This window comes from Floridaenema flaviceps BLCC-F50 (assembly GCF_041929275.2).
In the GTDB taxonomy this organism is placed as follows: domain Bacteria; phylum Cyanobacteriota; class Cyanobacteriia; order Cyanobacteriales; family Aerosakkonemataceae; genus Floridanema; species Floridanema flaviceps.
Map to the genome: position 1 here is coordinate 3,331,936 of NZ_JBHFNR020000001.1, position 16,940 is coordinate 3,348,875.

Genomic DNA, 16,940 nt, shown 5'->3' on the forward strand with positions numbered 1-16,940 from the left:
TGGGGACTAGGGACTAGGATTTCTGATGTAGAGACGTTATATATAACGTCTCTACAAACTTTTGGATTAAGGATAACCGTGTTACAAATTCGCTGAAGCAACTTAAAATACTTCCCAGGTACGTTGTTGCGCTTCAGCGCTAACTCTAGCGCTAAAGCGCAACAACGTACTTTTTTTTAAATTGCTTTCACGACAACAGAATTTCCTTCAATTTTCGCTTGGTAAGTTGCTAAAGGTTTCTTAGCAGGGCCTTTTAAAACTTTACCATCTGGGGCAAATTCTGAATCATGGCAAGGGCAATCAAAAAGCTTTTCGTCTTTCTTCCATTTAACTGTACAGTTGTTATGAGTACAAGTAGGATTAACAGCAATTAAACTGTTAGAATCACTTGGATTTCTAATTACTAAAACAGAGCCTACGGGAGATTTTTTATTGATAATTTGCCCATCTTTATCTAGTGCTGCTACTGTACCAACAGATTGAAAACCGCTTGATTGGGCAATAGTAACTGGTTGATTTGTTGCGGGAGTTTCCGCGTTGGCTGAGTTGTGGGAGTCGGGGAGGCAAGTGGCGATCGCTACTGGCAAAGAACTCGCCACCGCGCCAACACCTACCCAACCTAAAAATTCACGACGATTCATAATCTTTTCCCATGATTTTTCAGAACACAAAGCAATTGAGAAGTATTAGTATCATTCGTAATCTATCGATACTGAATACTTCTCATTAAACTATACTACTTTTTTCCACCCTTCAAAATGCCATCAGGATATTAGTCAATTTGAGAGTTGAAAATTCAGAATTAGTTGCTCGAATTATCGGAAGGACGGCGTTTATTGAACAAACTAGTCATACTCAAACCAGTTCCTAGTAAAGCAATTAATGCTAACCCATTCAAAAGAGGAAAAATTTTCTCCAAATGTATAATTCTTAAGGTGTGAACTTGCAACAAGAATGTAGAGATCTCTTCTTGTTCAAACCACTCATCAAAAATAGTATAACCTAACCCAGAAATCACAGTTAAAATTAAAGGCAAGGCAGCGGCGATCGCTATTTGCCGATGATACTTCCGAAAAACACGATTCATAAATTCCCTCAAAAATCAATATAAACTCCGATTTTAAAGTAAGTAAGCAAGTAGAGTGCATCAGACTTAATAAATTAGTAAAAAGTAACAAGTTTAATATCTGACGCACCCTGCACAACCTAATTAAACCTAGCCAACAATTCTGCACGGGATAAATTAGATAATTGTAACAACAAAGCAGTTGAATCTGCTGGCGGTAATGCCAACAAAGGCTCAATAATTGCAGTTAGTTCCTCATCTAATTCCCCAAACTTAGCCCTCAATAAATTTTCCACAAAAATTCGCTGTCCTTGGTCAATACCTCGCTGAGTAGCTTCAGCTAAACGTTGTTCGTAAAGTGGTGACAAACGCATAATTAAATTTTCCTCATCTGGTGCTAAATTTTGGTTTACTTCTAATATAGCCTTGAGGTTACTTAATAACTCCAACACCACAATTCGCAAGGGGTCATTTTCTGGAAGTTCTGCTAATTGATCAATTGCTTGTTCCTGCACTCTCCCCTTGCCTAAAATTCGTAACCAAAGTGTTTCCGGGGTTGGCGGTAATAATTCAGTTGCATCGACAACTTCCGCCCTTGGTGCAAACCAAACATCGATTTCTCGAACTTCACCAGCAATATTCCGACTTGTTTCTACTTCTCCTAATGGTGATAACAATTCTTTGAGGTAGTCTTTTGCAAATTGGTCGTAAGGAAATACAGTCATCAGATTTAGTCATTTGTTATTTGTTATTTGTCATTGGTAATTAAATACTTCATCTTTCTAGTAACTGCTGATTACTTAAAATGTGCGTTGGCGTAGCCTGACGTAGGCATATCGCCTAATTCCCACCCTAAGATAGATGTAAGAAACTGTTCCAATCTATAAAGATGATAACTTTAATTCTTTCGCTCTGCAAACGGAATCTATACAGCCATGCAAAAATATATTCCTCTAATAGCAAGGGCTTTTCTTGCCGCAATTTTTCTGAAATCTGCTTTCGATAAAATCACAGGTTTTGCGGGAACACAAAAATATATGGCGCAGAATGGCATCCCGTTACAGTTAACAGGTTTGTTGTTAGTTGGTGCGATCGTATTTGAATTGTTAGGCGGTTTTTCTGTTTTACTTGGTTATAAAGCCCGTTGGGGAAGCATTCTCCTAATTATCTTTTTAATTCCTGCTACTTTGATTTTTCACACTAATTTTGCTGACAGGATGCAAGTAATTCAATTTATGAAAAACTTGGCAATTTTAGGAGGGTTATTAATGGTATACTATTATGGTTCAGGGCGAATTAGTTTGGATGAAAAACTATAAATTAATTTGGTTTCAGCGATAATCAATTTCCGTTAAACTTACAGCTTCCCCGCAAATAATCAAAAATATGCAACCCATATATTTGCGAAAGTTCCTCACATACTTTCACCCCCCGCACACTATTTCCTCGTTGATCCAAAAGAGGAGAGAACACCGCTATTCCCATTTTATTTGGTACTACTACAATTAATCCCCCAGAAACTCCACTTTTTGCCGGAAGACCCACTTTATAAGCCCATTCCCCGGCAAAATTGTACATTCCACAGGTATACATCACGCTTAAAATATCGCGGACATAATCACTTTTTACTGCCTGTTCTCCCGTTACTGGATTAATACCATTATTCGCTAAAGTTGCTGCCATTACTGCTAAATCTTGACAGTTCACCATTAATGAACATTGCTGAAAATATAAATCTAAAACTTCTTCTATTTTATGATCGATCATGCCAAAGTTTAGCATTAAATGAGCCATTGCCCGGTTACGATGTCCGGTAGTTCTTTCGGACATAAAAACAGAAATATCAATAAAAATATCATGACCAATATATCGTCGGAACATATCCAACATTCGGTTTAATCTTTCTGTTGGCCCAGAACCTTTAATTAAACTAGTAATAGCGATCGCACCAGCATTAACCATAGGATTATATGGTCGCTTCGACATTTCATCTAACACAATTGAATTAAAAGCATCTCCGGTTGGTTCGACACCAACTTTTTTTAAAACAGCATCTCGTCCATGTTCTTCCAACGCCATTCCATAAACAAAAACTTTAGAAATTGACTGAATTGTAAATAAATGTTGGTAATCCCCCACTGTAAAGATTTGCCCATCTATAGTCATGACACAGATACTAAACAAATCCGGGTTGACTTTCGCCAATTCTGGAATATAATTTGCTAACTTCCCTTCTTGTAAGTGCTGATACTTTTCATGTAACTCCTGTAAAACAGACAGCAAGGGCGATCGAATAACCTCAGATTCGTTAATCATAGTTTAGACAACTTACCTGCAAAATAACCTCAGCTATAACAATAACTCGAATTTTCTCTAAAATAGAAGAGAAAAACTATTAAAATAAATCTGGGAATTGCCAGATTGGGAAATGTCAATGAAAAAATGGTGGTTAGCGACTGTCGGATTTACAATCTCTTTAGCAATAATTTTAGGCTCTTTCAAGCCCATTTCAGCAGAAAATATTCCCCAAATTTATGTCTTTGGTGATAGTCTTTCCGATGTAGGTAATGTTTACCAAGCTACTAACGGTAAAAGTCCCCCAAGTCCACCTTATTTTAAAGGACGTTATTCTAATGGCCCTGTCTGGGTAGAATATCTCGCATCAGGGTTAAAATTAACCTCTAATCTAAATAATAACTTTGCTTATGGAGGTGCTAAAACAGGCGATTCGCAAGATTTACCACCAGGAGTTTTAGCCCAAATTCAAAGATTTAAAGTCAAAAATCCTACTGCCAATCCTAAAGCACTTTATATTATTTGGGCTGGTGCTAATGATTACCTTGGCGGCGCAACTGATACTACTACACCTATTAATAATTTAGCTACCGCAGTCAAGCGTTTGGCAGAAATTGGGGCGAAAAATATTGTTGTGGTTAACTTGCCAGATTTAGGTAAACTCCCAGCTACACGCACAACTGAACGCGCCAAATCTCTCAGCAGTTTAAGTCAGAATCATAACTCAGGATTAGCTGCATCGATGAAAACTTTACGTCAAAAATTTGCGGATACTAATATTCGCTATGTTGATGTTAATGCTTTATTTAATCAAGTTTATACTGCCCCAGGAAAATACGGATTTAATAACGTAACTCAAGCTTGCTTACGGGAAGAAGTTGTGTGCGATCGCCCCAACGAATACTTATTCTGGGATGGGATTCATCCCTCAACTGCTGCCCATAAATTATTAGTACAATTAGCCGCTTTTCAATTCAAATCTACTCCCAAATCTGCGGCTAATTCATCAAATAAATTAGCCCTACCGTTAAGTATTCTGATATTCACCGTTTTAGCTGTCAGTCTAATTATGTGGCAGCGAAGGAAACGGATCGGAAATCGTTCTTAAACATCTATTTTAAAATTTTCTTTAAAATAGAAGAGAAAACCCCTAAAAATCAGTATCTAACTTGAGTAACTTACCATTAGAAATTAGTATTGTTTTATTTATTGTCTCAGCTGCGGTAATAGTCGTCAGTGGTACTCTCATAGCTGGAATTGCCGATCGCCTAGCCCAAAAAACCAAACTCGGACAAGCATTAATGGGTGCTTTATTCTTAGGATTTAGCACATCTTTACCTGGAATTGTTACCTCAGTTACCGCTGCTTTAGGCAACTATCCAGTATTAGCTTTGAGTAACGCGCTAGGTGATATTGCTGTACAAACAGCCTTTTTAGGAATTGCCGATCTCACTTATTTAGAAGCAAATTTGGAATACGCCGCTGCTTCCGCTGCCACTTTAACTCAAGGCAGTTTGCTAATAGTTTTACTCACCATTCCTTTACTAGCAACTGCTTATCCACTAATTAATTTTTGGGGAATTCATCCGGCATCTTTTGGATTAGTAATTACTTATATTTTGGGCTTGCGTTTAGTATCAGTTGCCTACAGTTCTCCAATGTGGAAAACGCACGATACAGAAAATGTTGAAATATCGATCGAAGAGAAAGATAGTCCTTCATTAATTAAGTTATGGGTATATTTCATATTACTTGCTGCCGTTCTAGCTCTTGCTGGGTATGTTGTGGAACAAGCTGGTGTTACTATTGCTAAATCCACAAATCTTTCCGAAAATGCTGTAGGTAGTTTGTTCACTGCGATTTCTACTTCATTACCGGAGTTAGTCACTACGATCGCAGCTGTACAACGTCGCGCATTTACTTTAGCAGTAAGCGGCGTTCTCGGTGGCAATAGTTTTGATGTATTAGTTTTAGCTTTGTGCGATCTCGCTTATCGCAAAGGTTCCATTTATCAAGCTTTAACAGAACACCAAGTATTTCTTTTAGCTTTAACTATTTTAATGACTGCGATTCTACTCTTGGGCTTGTTGCGGCGCGAAAAACATGGCATTGGCAACATTGGTTTTGAGAGTTTTCTGTTATTACTGTTGTATTTGGGCGGATTTTTGCTTGTGTTTTTTTCGGGTTGATATAGCTAGTCTTAATGATTTGTGAAAAAGATTTTTTTTGAACCACGAAGACACGAAGGACACGAATAAAGAATAGAAGAAGCCGTTTTCACTATTCATTTAGACTAGCTATAAATGGGGTAATAGCGGAGATAAAACAAATTTACTTTTTGTATGCTTCCTCAATTTTTATTTCTTCTGTTAACAACTTACGTTCTTCAATGGGAAGTTCTAGTAAAACACGCCGATCGCCTTTTTTCACCTTATATTCAACAGCAGTTTTGAGCAGACGCAAGGGAATTTCAAATTCTTTGGCATCACCAACAATTTCTTGCCAAACTTCCAACCATGTTTGTGCTGCTTTGTCGCTTACCATTTCTGACATTATTAAGGGGATATTTCCCACGATTCCTTGTCCTAATTCTGAAACTGCTTGATGATTTTCATATAATTTGATAATGGGAAGTATGCGACTTTTCCAAACTGTTGAATCTTGCACACTCTTGAAAAGAATGTAAATAATTAAATTGGTGTAGCCTGGTAAAAGTTTATCTTTAGTTTTAGTCCGGTTAATGGCATCTTCTAAAGCGGTAATTCCTTCGCTCCAATTTAGTCCCATGATAGCCATAGCGCGGCTGAATAAAGCATTCCAATCATTGGCACCAAGTTCAATTGCTTTATTGCAAGATATCAAAGCTTCTTCATAGTGTCCAAGAAGATTCAACAACGCTCCTTTATAATACCAAGTTTCTTTCCGAGCGGGATTAATAGCTAAAACTTTGTCGAAACAAGCAATTGCTTCTTCTAATCTCTTCAAATAACCCAGTATTTTACCCCGATTGTTCCAGGCATTATCATAATCAGGATTAATAGCTAAAACTTTGTCGAAACAGGCAATTGCTTCTTCTAATCTACCCAACTTCCAGAGTGTAATCCCCCGATTGTTCCAGGCATCATCATAATCAGGATTAATAGCTAAAGCTTTGTCGAAACAGGCAATTGCTTCTTCTAATCTATCCAAATTACATAGTGCCATACCTTGATTGTTCCAGGCATCATCATAATCAGGATTGATTGCTAAAGTTTTGTCGTAAGATGAAACTGCTTCTTCAAAGTTACCTAACTTATAAAATACTTTACCCCGCAAGTACCAAGTATCGTCATCATTAGGATTAATGGCTAAAGCTTGTTCGTAAGAAGCAATTGCTTCTTCCAATCTGCCCAAATAACTCAGTATCCCACCTCGTAAATACCAGGCACTTTCATACTCAGGGTTGATTACTAAAGCTTGGTCGTAAGAGGCAATTGCTTCTTCCAATCTTTTCAATTGAAACAGTGTAATCCCCTGAAAATACCAGGTATCATCATTATCAGGATTAATCGTTAAAGCTTTGTCAAAAGAGTCAATTGCTTCTTCCCACCTCCTCAATTTACTGAGTAGAATCCCCCGGTTGCTCCAGGCAACATCATGCTCAGGATTAATTGCTAAAACTTTGTCAAAAGAGGCAATTGCTTCTTCCCATCTCCCCAAATCATTCAGTATACTTCCGTGAAAATACCAAGTATCGTCATCATCAGGATTAATGTTTAAAGCTTTGTCAAAAGAGTCAATTGCTTCTTTCAATCTTCCCAACTTACCAAGTGTAACCCCCCGGAAGTACCAAGCGTTTTCATTCTCAGGATTAATGGTTAAAGCTTTGTCAAAAGAGTCAATTGCTTCTTCCAATCTATCTAATGTACCTAGTATTAAAAGTCCTAAGTTATACCAAACCATATCACTAACAGGATTAGTTACTAAAGCTTTTTTGTAAGATGCTATTGCTTCTTCATAGCGTTTAAGTTCATATAAACAAGTTCCCTGTTTTAACCAATCCTCTGCGTCTCCGCGAACCAATACCAGTTTCTCAGCTAGTCGCAATGCTTGCATGAAGTCTTGTTGATCAATAAGAGCCTTAAATTCTTTTATGTAGGCTGCAACGCGGGGATCTTCCTCTGTATCTATTGGTTGTAGTGCTTGGCGCAGATATTCTTGCTCTAGTGACGTTTGTCGCAAACTTTCTGCCAAACTTGGATGTATGGATGTTTTATCAAATCTTTCAACATCTTTACTCAGAGTAAGACAACTTTCCCATTGCTGTTTCAGTTCCTCCCTTGTATACCAACTCCGTAATAAGTCCACAATCAAACTTATCGGTTCACCACGCTGTTTCTTTACTTCAAGACAAAATCGCATCAATACTTCTCGAAGTTCATAATAAGATTCTCGTCCAATTGATTCTGAACGAACATAACCCATTTCCAACAGCTTCTTAAGTTGACTTGATGCTGTTTGATGAGTAATAAAACAACGTTGAGAAATTTCTTTAACGGTAACAGCATAACGACGATCGCACAATAAATCCACAATTTTTCGCTGCTGAGGCGAGAGACACTTCATTCGATCCTGATAATAAGGTGTTAAATCATCCAGCATTGCCATGAACGCTTCCACCAGATCATCAAGGGATTTGCGGGTGAGAAATGCAGAGAAAATAATGTAGATTCGAGGATTACCACCAGCCAGGTAATGTACAGCTTGAATGCGATCGCGTCCTGTGGGCGTTCGGATGAAAGATTCTAATTCCCGATCGCCTTGTACTTTCGCTACCTTTGCTAACAACTCCACCGCTTCATCAAGCGTCAAATCTTTTAAATGACGGATGCGAAAAAAACCATAAAAAGGAGAAGTCTGAAGTTTTACTCCATTAAATAAACTTTGGGCTGTAGCTACTATTGTACAGAAAGAGTTTTCTTGTAAGTATGAACGCAGCTGCTTCTGTCCCTGATCGTCTAAACCAGCAAATACCTCGTCGAGGTTCTCTATTAATAACAGCAGTGTGCGATTTCCAATAGTTTCTTTTAGCAATTCACTTGCTGCACTTTCGGCATGATCAGCTGTTAGTTGGTAAAGTGATTCTATCCGTTTAGCAAGTTCGCTATCGTTATACTCTTTTTCGAGCGCTTTTAAAATCCGCACCACCAAATCCAGAAATGATGAGATACCCCATTCTTCTTCGTTTACCCAAGCAATTAACAAGCGATCTCGTAAATCTGCCATCTTGCAGATGCGGTGATAAATCAATGAAATAAGATGTGTTTTACCAATTCCTCGTGGCCCGATCAGTAGCGTGTAATGCTTTGATGGAGTAGTAGCACTTTCGCGGATTAATTCAATAATTTGCTCTGCTAAATTTTGACGCTGGACAAAGATCTGCTCTAATATTTCCGGCATCATCAAACTAGGAGTAAAGGGGGAAAGGTATATTAATTTCATACTGTTTAGCACCTTTGCTTCTTCCACCAGCTTTGAATTACTGAAAAGCGAAAGTAATAGCCATTAGATTGCAAATTAATATAGTGGTCTTGCTGAATTAAAGTTAATACATCTCTTGTCTTTTCACGGTCTACATTAACTAACTGAGACTCAAGTCGATTAAATAGTTCGTCAAATGGCAAAGGTTGATCAGTAACCGCCAGAATATCCAACAAATTTAGTACTAGCTGTTTTTCTTCATCGGTGTAGTAATTATTAATTCGTTCACGGTAGTAACGCAAATCCCAAGGATCTTGCGGATCAACCAGATAACTGTTAACAATTTCATCCACAATGGCGGGATTTGCTTCCAGATCTTCCGCTACCAAATGGTCAACAATATGATGAATAAAGTAGGGAATACCATCTACAGAATTGGCGATCGCCTGGGATGTTAATTGTGGTTCTTCTGTCTGAATTCCTTCTCCCTCCAACAACCGTCGCGCTAATTCATCAGCATCATCTGCTGATAAAGGTGGCACATCTACAGTTTTCATATCATTTGTTGGGCGGTTAATATATCCCGCTCGTTTAAGTGCTGTGAGGACATTGTGCAAACCTATTGAGCCAGTGTACACCATTCGCAATTCTGAGTGAGTTTGACGCAACGATCGCAATGTATCCAACACTTCCATTGCTGCATTTTCGCCCTCTTTCTTTTTGATATTGTCAAGCATCAAGGGCATTTCATCCCAAAGGAAAATTACCTTGCGGTCTTGTTGGTTCTCTACAAGATCTTCTATAGTTTTTGTTAGCAGGGCTTTCCACTGATCGGCAACATTATCGGGGAATTTTACCAGACCACCTATCTCAAAACCCGTTAAATTTTTCAGCCATTGCCTTGCTTTTTGGGCTGTTCGTTGCGAACCACTTAAATAGTTTTCTACATCATCAAAAATAGTCTGAGCAAATTCTAAGGGCGATCGAACTTTTTCCAGGTCACGGTACACAGGTAGCTTGTCCGCTGGAGCCTCCGCTCTCATCTTCTTAAGAATGCTAGTTTTGCCCATCCGCCGCTCTGCACTGAGCACTAAGCTTTGTCGCTCCAAAATTCGCCATAAACGTTGAATCAGCTTATCCCGCCCAAAAACCTCTGATGGAGCGATTTCTCCCCCTGGATTGGCTCTCATGTAACTTAACCCATTTCATGTACGATGAAAACATCATACGTCGAGTTTACCGTATTATTTTAAAATCTTCTAGCTTAACGTTTTTATATTTATAAAAAAATTACTACTCTTGGGCTTGTTGCGGCGCGAAAAACATGGCATTGGCAACATTGGCTTTGAGAGTTTTCTGTTATTACTGTTATATCTGGGCGGATTTTTGTTAGTGTTTTTTTCCGGCTAAAAAATCTGGTAAAACCGAAATTGATTATACCAGACCTATACTTGTGCAATACCTGTATTAATCTTGCTAAAACTAGTAACTATCTTGACCTGGAACTTTCTCAGTGTCTTTGTTGGATGAAGCTAAATTCAAAGCTGCGTCACGGATCGCTTGCCACTGGCAAAGGAGTTCGTTAACGTTTAAGTCTTTGGATTTGTATTGCTCGATCGCTTCTTCTAGTTCTTGAATATTGTGAAGAACAGGAACTTCATACGTAACTTCTGACATAATTCCACCTCCGTTGGCAGTGATGAGGCTGCGATGAACACCTATAGTTTTCTATTCTAATCAAATCCCACAATAAACTGTATCTGTAATAACAATATGTAACTGTAGTTAATTTAATTGTTATTAGTAATTACAATCTGTAATTAATTTTAACTAATGTGAGGTAAATCACTCCTGAAGCTGTCACAAGTCACTTGATAGGTAGAAGTACGATCGCAAATTTTATCCTCAACGATCACCAGCAATTACTTTGTCAAGTCACCGGAAAAACCTGCCGTAGGGATGAAGATAGAAATATGAATTATTGAGGTAACTATATGACTGTTATTACTAGCCACTATCACAAATCCCCCAGTATTGTAGATTACATTTTACATCCAGTTCGCCAATTTTTAGATGACATTGATGTGCGCGATCGCCAATTTGCCCAGTTAGTTTGCCGTTTAATTCCCTCTCAATGTCCCTTTGCTAGAGATATTAAAGTGTTTGGGAAAACAGTTTTACACATTCCCCCACTTTGTAAAATTAATCCTCTCTACGATCAACTGATGAGTTTACGCTTTCGGGCTTTGTCTTACCTAGCCGATCGATGCGGAGAAGATATCACCATTTATTGCGTTTAATTAGTGATTTGTCATTTGTCATTGGTCATTGGTCATTTGTTAAAGTTAATCACTAACAGCTACCAAGATTTTAATAACTTATCGAAAAAGCTGTTAACTGTTTCTTTAAATTGGTAGCGACGATACCACTGCTGAAACGCCCTTTCGTATTCTTCCCCATCGGATTGAAAGGTATTCCAGGCATTCAGTCCTAAACCTAAACCCCAGAGTAACAGAAGATAAAGCGACCAAGTTAAATGTCCAACTGCGACAAAGTTGAACAACATTAAAAATGAATTTGTAATTGCATATCTACCAAAGTGTCTTTTAAATTTACTCCGGCGATATAAGTTAAATTCTTGGCGCTTTCTTTGTTCTCCTTGTCTAGCTAACCATTCTGATTCCGCTAATTCTAATGTTTGCGGATCGATATCTAATTCTTCGGCTATTTCCCACAGTTGTTCGCGGGAAAATTCTCCATCGTTAGCTTGTCGAGAAATGGCTATTTGGAGAATTTGCTGGATGTCTTCTTGTTTGTAATAGCGAGTGACTTGGTTATTTTGGGATGCTGGTGTCATGGGATTTTTTATTTAAACTTAAATTTGTATATTTTCTAGGTTAGGTCTTGTGACTCTGACTTATGCTTTTTTTTGAACCACTCCAGGCACAGAGGAAGCAGAGAAAGAGAGGAGGGGTACTCTTATATTATGCCGAAATTGTTAGGTATTTTGTTTGCGATCGGCAAAACCGAACCGTAAATGACGGAAAATACGATAATTGAAAAATGAAAACAATAGTTACATTTTGTCACAATTGAAGATAACAGAAGGTAAAATTATCTTCTAGAAGCTGAAATCAGAGGCAAATAAATGAACGGTTCTATTCGCATTGGTAATTTGTTTGGCATTCCCTTTTTCGTCCATCCCACTTGGTTTTTCATTTTGGGATTGGTGACGTTAAGCTATAGCAGCCAACTGGGTATAGTACTGGGATTGATCGTAGCTTTATCGCTATTTGCCTCTGTCTTGGCGCATGAACTAGGACATAGTTTTGCTGCTATTCGTCAAGGAATAGAAGTCAAATCAATTACTTTGTTTTTGTTTGGTGGTTTGGCTAATTTAGCGGAAGAATCTAAGACTCCAGCGGGGGCTTTTTGGGTGGCGATCGCAGGCCCATTAGTTAGTTTTCTGCTGTTTGGATTGTTCACATTTCTTAGTGCGGGCGCTGGCATTTATGGGCCTTGGGCAGTGATTTTACCAATGCTAGCTTATACTAACCTCGCATTGGGTTTATTTAACTTAATTCCTGGCTTACCTTTAGATGGTGGAAATGTTCTGAAAGCCCTGGTTTGGAAAATCACTGGTAATCCTTTTAAAGGTGTGATTTTCGCTGGTAGATTTGGTCAAATTTTTGGTTTTCTAGGAATTAGTTTCGGGCTATCAATTGTTTTAGGATTATTGGGAACTGGCTTTGCTGGTGGTTGGTGGTACGCTTTAATTGGTTGGTTCTTGTTACAAAATGCTGGGCGTGCTGTTCAATATGCTAAATTGCAAAATCAACTCACCAATTTGAAAGCTGAGGAAGCAGTAAATCCTAACAGCCCAATTGTTTTAGAGTCAATTTCTTTGCGAAAATTAGCTAACGATTATGTGATTGGTAAAGACCTCTGGCGCAAGTTTTTAGTCATCGATGAACAAGGTCGGTTAGTAGGAGAAATTGCTATTGATGACATGAGAACTGTTTCCACCGATCTTTGGCCCTTCACACCAGTAAGAGATCTGACAAAACCTGTAGATCAAACTAAGGTAGTAAATTCAAATCAATCTTTGCTTGATGTGGCAAAGTTGATCGAACAAACTAACGTTACTGAACTACCTGTAGTTCAAGCTGATGGTGTGTTAGTGGGATTGCTGGAAAAGGATTCGATCGCCAAACTGTTAGAAGCAAAACTACAAAAACGCTAACTTTTTGAAGGCAGAAGGTAAGAGGTAAAACTTAGGTTAATTTCACTTACTTGCCAACTGCTACAAGTTCTAGTCCAGCAACCAAGTATTAGAGGCGAAATCATCTGAATTATCAGTTGCTTGTGAGGGGAAATGTAAGTGTTTCCCTTCTTTTCTTATTTGTCTAACTGGTAATGGTGCGGGGTTTGTTGCTAATGGTGCAGGTTTTGTTGGTAATTGTGCGGGTTTGGGTTGTAAGTCTTCCAATTTCTTTCTTAACTGTTTTACCTCTTCTTCAATTGCCGAGTTAGCATTTGCTAATTGCAGGGAAGTTTGCTTCGCTTCGTCTAACTCTTTTTTCATTTGGTTAGTTTTTTCTAACTTTTGTTCCTGCTGTTTCAGTAACTTTTTCTGGCTGTCTAATTCCGATCGCAAATCCGTCAGCTGTTTTTCTAATTTAGCTTCATTTTGCTGGGATTTTATTAAGTGCGATCGCAATTCCTCAACTTCTTTTTGCCAAGTTGCTTCATTTTCTTTAGCTGTGTCTAAAGCCGCTTGCAATTGAGTCACTGTTGTTTCTAATTCGGCTTTAGTAGAACTATTCCCTTTAGTAGAAGTTTGATCGTTTACATTTATGGTAACTTCTTCTGCTGTAACTTCCACTGCTTCTACTACTGGTACATCAATGATTCCGTTATCATTATTTTTCACTGTTTCATTTTCAGAATTTGTGTCCTTTTGTGCTTCTTGACGCAGTAAATCAGAAAGATTTTTTCTTGCCATAATTGTTACCTCCAATCTCGCTGTAATTCGTTAGCAACTCGACGGTAGTCAGCTTCAGCCTCCCGCGCATTTTTGCCGCGCCAATGTGTAATTGGTACGCCATCTAAAGCGGCTCTTTCGTGAGCTTTATAAGCCCGAACAAAAGCATGACAAGCGGGGATTCCTAGTTCTAAAAGCGTGTTTTGCGCCTCTAGTGCTTCGCCCAAACTCCGCGAATCAACTCTTGTTAGCAGTACCCGATGAGCGATACCTTTCGGTGTCACTGCTTCTCTGACTGTTTCAATCAGTACGGCTAAATCCATTGGTGCTGGAGGTGTGGGCAAAACTAGATAATCTGCGATCGCTATAACCGCTGCTAATGCTTCCGAGTGCAGCGCCGGAGGTGTGTCTACCACAACTAAATCATAGCCTTCTGTCTTGCGTAACCGATTCAAAAGTTGAGGATTTGTTTCCTGGGATAGATCGAATCCCCATGAATCCTTACCTCGCTCATACCACCAACTGGCGGAACCTTGAATATCTGCATCAACTAAAAGAACTTTTGATTTCTCCGAGAGGGTTGCAGCTAAATTAATAGCTGTAGTAGTTTTTCCTACGCCTCCCTTACCGTTTAGAATTGCGATGATTTTAGCCACTGGTTGCTTCCGACGCTCACTTTCCAGAATATACTGCTTTCTTCGACTTTTTTCTTAATTTTTTTATATTTAGTAAATAGGTTTTGCTCATCAGTAATTGGTAGTAGGTAGTAGGTAGTAGGTAGTCGGAAGATTTTTTCTCTCTTTGCTCTGTGGCATTTGTCAAGTAGAAATTGGCACAATAAACTAGATGGGAATTTAGCAAAATATCTTTATGACTCTCGATCGCACTCTTCCTAATGGGCCAAAAATGCCCGTATTTCTACGCCTGCTCAAGTTTGTTACTCGCCCAGTAGATTATGTGGAAGATTTTGCCAAAATTTATGGCGATTCCTTCACCGTCGGAGGCAGAAATACTCCCCTGGTTTACTTCAGCCAACCCGAAGCACTGCAAACAATTTTTACAGCTGATTCCCGACATTTTGAAGTAGGTAGGGGGAATGGTTTAGAATTTCTTTTGGGTGCAAATTCCCTACTGACTTTGGATGGAGAACGTCATCAGCGGGAACGTCAACTTTTAACTCCTCCCTTTCATGGCGAAAGAATGCGAACTTATGGTCAAACTATTGAGGAAATTACTCAACAGGTGATCGATCGATGGAAAATTGGCAAACCTTTTAATATTCGCCATTCAATGCAAGAAATTTCCCTGCGAGTAATCTTGCGAGTTGTGTTTGGTTTAGATGAAGGAGAAAAATTACAACAACTACAACACAAAATCAGTTCATTGTTAGAATTTCTCGGTTCTCCCTTGTTATCTTTCGCCTTATTTTTTGGCTCTCTCCAAAAAGACTTAGGTGCTTGGAGTCCTTGGGGTTATATGTTGCGCCAAGTAAAACAAATTGATGAATTAATTTATGATTTAATCAGGGAACGTCGAGCCGAAGTAAACACAAATCGCCAAGATATCCTCAGTTTAATGATGTCAGCCCGTGACGCAAATAATCAACCAATGACTGATGTAGAATTACGCGATGAATTAATGACTTTATTAATTGCTGGACATGAAACTACTGCATCAGCATTAACTTGGGCTTTGTATTGGATCGATCGCTTACCCAAAGTCCGAGAAAAAGTGTTAAGTGAATTAGAGACTTTAGGAGAAAACCCAGACCCAAGTATTATTGCCAGATTGCCTTATTTAACAGCAGTTTGTCAAGAAACACTGCGAATTTATCCCATTGCTTTGAATGCCTTTCCCCGCATAGTAAAAAATGCGATCGAAATTATGGGCTATAAATTAGAACCTGGAACAGTAATTATTCCCAGCATTTATTTAGCTCATCACCGAGAAGAAGTTTACCCACAACCCAATGAATTTAAGCCAGAACGCTTTTTAGAAAAGCAGTTTTCACCTTATGAATACTTGCCCTTTGGCGGGGGAAATAGACGTTGTATTGGTATGGCTTTTGCTCAGTATGAGATGAAGATAATTTTAGCAACAATCCTGTCACGTTTTCAAGTTTCTTCAGTCAATAAACGTCCAGTGCGCCCAGTACGAAGAGGCTTAACTTTAGCCGCACCCGCAGGAATGCGAATGGTAGCAAATTCTCGCTAGATTTTTCATATTTATTGGGCTTACGCAGCAATCATGTATGTAGTGAAAATTGATGAATTTTACCTACAAAACATAGTGCTTTTCCTAATGTCTGTGTAAGCCCATCTGAAACAATTTGACAGAAATAATATAATTTGTTAAATTTAGTAATGTAGCAAATGCAAAAAGGAACAGTAACTATGAAAAGTCAAAATAATTTACGAAGTAGAGAAAGATTATGCACGTTATTACTCCTGCAAAACTCAGAGAATTCTGGGAAAAACACCCTAATGCAGAAGCTAGCCTCCGTTTATGGAACAAACGCATAAAAAAGGGACAATGGCAAAATTTTGATGAATTACGCCAAACATTCCCTTCAGCCGATCAAGTCGGTAATCTTACAGTTTTTAACATTGGCGGTAATAACTATAGACTTATCACTTTTGTAGATTACAAATATCAAAAGGTTTTTATCCGCCATGTCCTCACCCATGCAGAATACGACAAAGAGGACTGGAAAAATGACAACTGGTACAACTAACACTAACGAATATATAGAATTACTCAAAAAATTTCCTCCTCGTCCAATTAATTCTGAGGAGGAACTACTAGCTACCCAAAAAGTAATTGATTCATTGATCGATCGAAGTGAATTAACATTGGACGAACAAGACTATTTGAACGTTTTAGGTACTTTAGTTTATGAGTACGAGCAACTTCATCATGAACCTATACCTGACATTTTTGGCGCAGAGCTAATTGAGGCATTGTTAATAGAATATAATTTACAGCCACAAGACTTAGTTCCTATTTTTGGGAATGAGTCAATTGTATCTGAAGTATTGAATGGTCAGCGTCAACTTACAGAAAATCAAATTCGTCAACTTGCTGATTTATTCAATATGTCGCCAGAGGATTTTGTGGAATAAGATATTTATACCT

Annotated in this window: 18 protein-coding genes; 8 read left to right on the forward strand and 10 right to left on the reverse strand. The window is 38.5% G+C overall.

The features are described from left to right. Positions 1-176: 176 nt before the first annotated feature. From ACE1CI_RS16090 to ACE1CI_RS16100, 3 genes are all read right to left on the reverse strand, one after another. Complete coding sequence (locus ACE1CI_RS16090; RefSeq protein WP_413267137.1) at positions 177-641, reverse strand: QcrA and Rieske domain-containing protein; 465 nt, start codon at positions 639-641, stop codon at positions 177-179. 161 nt (positions 642-802) lie between these two features. Beyond that, positions 803-1,087 carry a peptidase gene (locus ACE1CI_RS16095; RefSeq protein WP_413267136.1) on the reverse strand — a complete coding sequence of 95 codons (285 nt, stop codon included), beginning with the start codon at positions 1,085-1,087 and terminating at the stop codon, positions 803-805. A 119-nt stretch (positions 1,088-1,206) separates the two neighbouring features. Next, complete coding sequence (locus ACE1CI_RS16100) at positions 1,207-1,791, reverse strand: hypothetical protein (RefSeq protein ID WP_413267135.1); 585 nt, start codon at positions 1,789-1,791, stop codon at positions 1,207-1,209. A 210-nt stretch (positions 1,792-2,001) separates the two neighbouring features. Between ACE1CI_RS16100 and ACE1CI_RS16105 the strand changes: the two genes are divergently transcribed. After that, positions 2,002-2,385, forward strand: coding sequence for a DoxX family protein (locus ACE1CI_RS16105; RefSeq protein ID WP_413267134.1), 384 nt, complete (start codon positions 2,002-2,004; stop codon positions 2,383-2,385). A gap of 22 nt (positions 2,386-2,407) precedes the next feature. On the opposite strand, the gene glsA is transcribed toward ACE1CI_RS16105, so the two are convergent. Further along, the gene (glsA, locus tag ACE1CI_RS16110) at positions 2,408-3,382 is read right to left on the reverse strand and encodes a glutaminase A (RefSeq protein WP_413267133.1); all 975 of its coding nucleotides are present in this window, start codon (positions 3,380-3,382) and stop codon (positions 2,408-2,410) included. Between the two features lie 118 nt (positions 3,383-3,500). Between glsA and ACE1CI_RS16115 the strand changes: the two genes are divergently transcribed. Next, a complete protein-coding gene (locus ACE1CI_RS16115; protein ID WP_496615517.1) occupies positions 3,501-4,469 on the forward strand; it encodes an SGNH/GDSL hydrolase family protein in 969 nt (322 codons plus the stop codon). A 61-nt stretch (positions 4,470-4,530) separates the two neighbouring features. Then, positions 4,531-5,550 carry a sodium:calcium antiporter gene (locus ACE1CI_RS16120; protein WP_413267131.1) on the forward strand — a complete coding sequence of 340 codons (1,020 nt, stop codon included), beginning with the start codon at positions 4,531-4,533 and terminating at the stop codon, positions 5,548-5,550. A gap of 142 nt (positions 5,551-5,692) precedes the next feature. Here the strand turns inward: ACE1CI_RS16120 and ACE1CI_RS16125 are convergent, their stop codons facing one another. The 3 genes from ACE1CI_RS16125 to ACE1CI_RS16135 all read right to left on the reverse strand — a co-directional run bounded on the left by ACE1CI_RS16125 (position 5,693) and on the right by ACE1CI_RS16135 (position 10,498). Then, positions 5,693-8,842, reverse strand: a complete 3,150-nt coding sequence (locus tag ACE1CI_RS16125; RefSeq protein ID WP_413267130.1) for a tetratricopeptide repeat protein — start codon at positions 8,840-8,842, stop codon at positions 5,693-5,695. Between the two features lie 5 nt (positions 8,843-8,847). Beyond that, positions 8,848-10,011 carry an AAA family ATPase gene (locus ACE1CI_RS16130; protein WP_413267129.1) on the reverse strand — a complete coding sequence of 388 codons (1,164 nt, stop codon included), beginning with the start codon at positions 10,009-10,011 and terminating at the stop codon, positions 8,848-8,850. A gap of 292 nt (positions 10,012-10,303) precedes the next feature. Further along, complete coding sequence (locus ACE1CI_RS16135; protein ID WP_413267128.1) at positions 10,304-10,498, reverse strand: hypothetical protein; 195 nt, start codon at positions 10,496-10,498, stop codon at positions 10,304-10,306. Positions 10,499-10,815: 317 nt separating this feature from the next. Here ACE1CI_RS16135 and ACE1CI_RS16140 point away from each other — a divergent pair, with 317 nt between their 5' ends. Further along, entirely contained in the window at positions 10,816-11,121 is a 306-nt protein-coding gene (locus ACE1CI_RS16140) for a Mo-dependent nitrogenase C-terminal domain-containing protein (RefSeq protein ID WP_413267127.1), read from the forward strand. Positions 11,122-11,180: 59 nt separating this feature from the next. On the opposite strand, the gene ACE1CI_RS16145 is transcribed toward ACE1CI_RS16140, so the two are convergent. Further along, positions 11,181-11,678: a 2TM domain-containing protein gene (locus ACE1CI_RS16145; protein WP_413267126.1), complete on the reverse strand. Its 498-nt coding sequence runs from the start codon at positions 11,676-11,678 to the stop codon at positions 11,181-11,183. A gap of 291 nt (positions 11,679-11,969) precedes the next feature. On the opposite strand from ACE1CI_RS16145, the gene ACE1CI_RS16150 reads away from it, so the two are divergent. Then, positions 11,970-13,064: a site-2 protease family protein gene (locus ACE1CI_RS16150; RefSeq protein ID WP_413267125.1), complete on the forward strand. Its 1,095-nt coding sequence runs from the start codon at positions 11,970-11,972 to the stop codon at positions 13,062-13,064. 69 nt (positions 13,065-13,133) lie between these two features. Here the strand turns inward: ACE1CI_RS16150 and ACE1CI_RS16155 are convergent, their stop codons facing one another. Continuing rightward, a complete protein-coding gene (locus ACE1CI_RS16155) occupies positions 13,134-13,826 on the reverse strand; it encodes a hypothetical protein (protein WP_413267124.1) in 693 nt (230 codons plus the stop codon). Between the two features lie 5 nt (positions 13,827-13,831). Beyond that, positions 13,832-14,461 (reverse strand): AAA family ATPase, encoded by a 630-nt coding sequence (locus ACE1CI_RS16160; RefSeq protein ID WP_413267123.1) that lies wholly within the window; start codon positions 14,459-14,461, stop codon positions 13,832-13,834. Positions 14,462-14,675: 214 nt separating this feature from the next. Between ACE1CI_RS16160 and ACE1CI_RS16165 the strand changes: the two genes are divergently transcribed. The 3 genes from ACE1CI_RS16165 (at position 14,676) to ACE1CI_RS16175 (ending at position 16,927) form a co-directional block, all read left to right on the forward strand. After that, the gene (locus ACE1CI_RS16165) at positions 14,676-16,019 is read left to right on the forward strand and encodes a cytochrome P450 (protein ID WP_413267122.1); all 1,344 of its coding nucleotides are present in this window, start codon (positions 14,676-14,678) and stop codon (positions 16,017-16,019) included. Between the two features lie 217 nt (positions 16,020-16,236). Continuing rightward, a complete protein-coding gene (locus ACE1CI_RS16170; RefSeq protein WP_413267121.1) occupies positions 16,237-16,539 on the forward strand; it encodes a type II toxin-antitoxin system HigB family toxin in 303 nt (100 codons plus the stop codon). Continuing rightward, entirely contained in the window at positions 16,520-16,927 is a 408-nt protein-coding gene (locus ACE1CI_RS16175; protein ID WP_413267120.1) for a helix-turn-helix domain-containing protein, read from the forward strand. Before ACE1CI_RS16170 ends, ACE1CI_RS16175 begins: the two co-directional genes overlap by 20 nt. Positions 16,928-16,940 lie beyond the last annotated feature (13 nt).

Excerpts from the sequence above, each read along its gene's own strand:
- ACE1CI_RS16090 (WP_413267137.1), bottom strand. The coding sequence starts at position 641 with ATGAATCGTCGTGAATTTTTAGGTTGGGTAGGTGTTGGCGCGGTGGCG.
- ACE1CI_RS16095 (WP_413267136.1), bottom strand. The coding sequence starts at position 1,087 with ATGAATCGTGTTTTTCGGAAGTATCATCGGCAAATAGCGATCGCCGCT.
- ACE1CI_RS16100 (WP_413267135.1), bottom strand. The coding sequence starts at position 1,791 with ATGACTGTATTTCCTTACGACCAATTTGCAAAAGACTACCTCAAAGAA.
- ACE1CI_RS16105 (WP_413267134.1), top strand. The coding sequence starts at position 2,002 with ATGCAAAAATATATTCCTCTAATAGCAAGGGCTTTTCTTGCCGCAATT.
- glsA (WP_413267133.1), bottom strand. The coding sequence starts at position 3,382 with ATGATTAACGAATCTGAGGTTATTCGATCGCCCTTGCTGTCTGTTTTA.
- ACE1CI_RS16115 (WP_496615517.1), top strand. The coding sequence starts at position 3,501 with ATGAAAAAATGGTGGTTAGCGACTGTCGGATTTACAATCTCTTTAGCA.
- ACE1CI_RS16125 (WP_413267130.1), bottom strand. The coding sequence starts at position 8,842 with ATGAAATTAATATACCTTTCCCCCTTTACTCCTAGTTTGATGATGCCG.
- ACE1CI_RS16130 (WP_413267129.1), bottom strand. The coding sequence starts at position 10,011 with ATGAGAGCCAATCCAGGGGGAGAAATCGCTCCATCAGAGGTTTTTGGG.
- ACE1CI_RS16135 (WP_413267128.1), bottom strand. The coding sequence starts at position 10,498 with ATGTCAGAAGTTACGTATGAAGTTCCTGTTCTTCACAATATTCAAGAA.
- ACE1CI_RS16140 (WP_413267127.1), top strand. The coding sequence starts at position 10,816 with ATGACTGTTATTACTAGCCACTATCACAAATCCCCCAGTATTGTAGAT.
- ACE1CI_RS16145 (WP_413267126.1), bottom strand. The coding sequence starts at position 11,678 with ATGACACCAGCATCCCAAAATAACCAAGTCACTCGCTATTACAAACAA.
- ACE1CI_RS16150 (WP_413267125.1), top strand. The coding sequence starts at position 11,970 with ATGAACGGTTCTATTCGCATTGGTAATTTGTTTGGCATTCCCTTTTTC.
- ACE1CI_RS16155 (WP_413267124.1), bottom strand. The coding sequence starts at position 13,826 with ATGGCAAGAAAAAATCTTTCTGATTTACTGCGTCAAGAAGCACAAAAG.
- ACE1CI_RS16165 (WP_413267122.1), top strand. The coding sequence starts at position 14,676 with ATGACTCTCGATCGCACTCTTCCTAATGGGCCAAAAATGCCCGTATTT.
- ACE1CI_RS16170 (WP_413267121.1), top strand. The coding sequence starts at position 16,237 with ATGCACGTTATTACTCCTGCAAAACTCAGAGAATTCTGGGAAAAACAC.
- ACE1CI_RS16175 (WP_413267120.1), top strand. The coding sequence starts at position 16,520 with ATGACAACTGGTACAACTAACACTAACGAATATATAGAATTACTCAAA.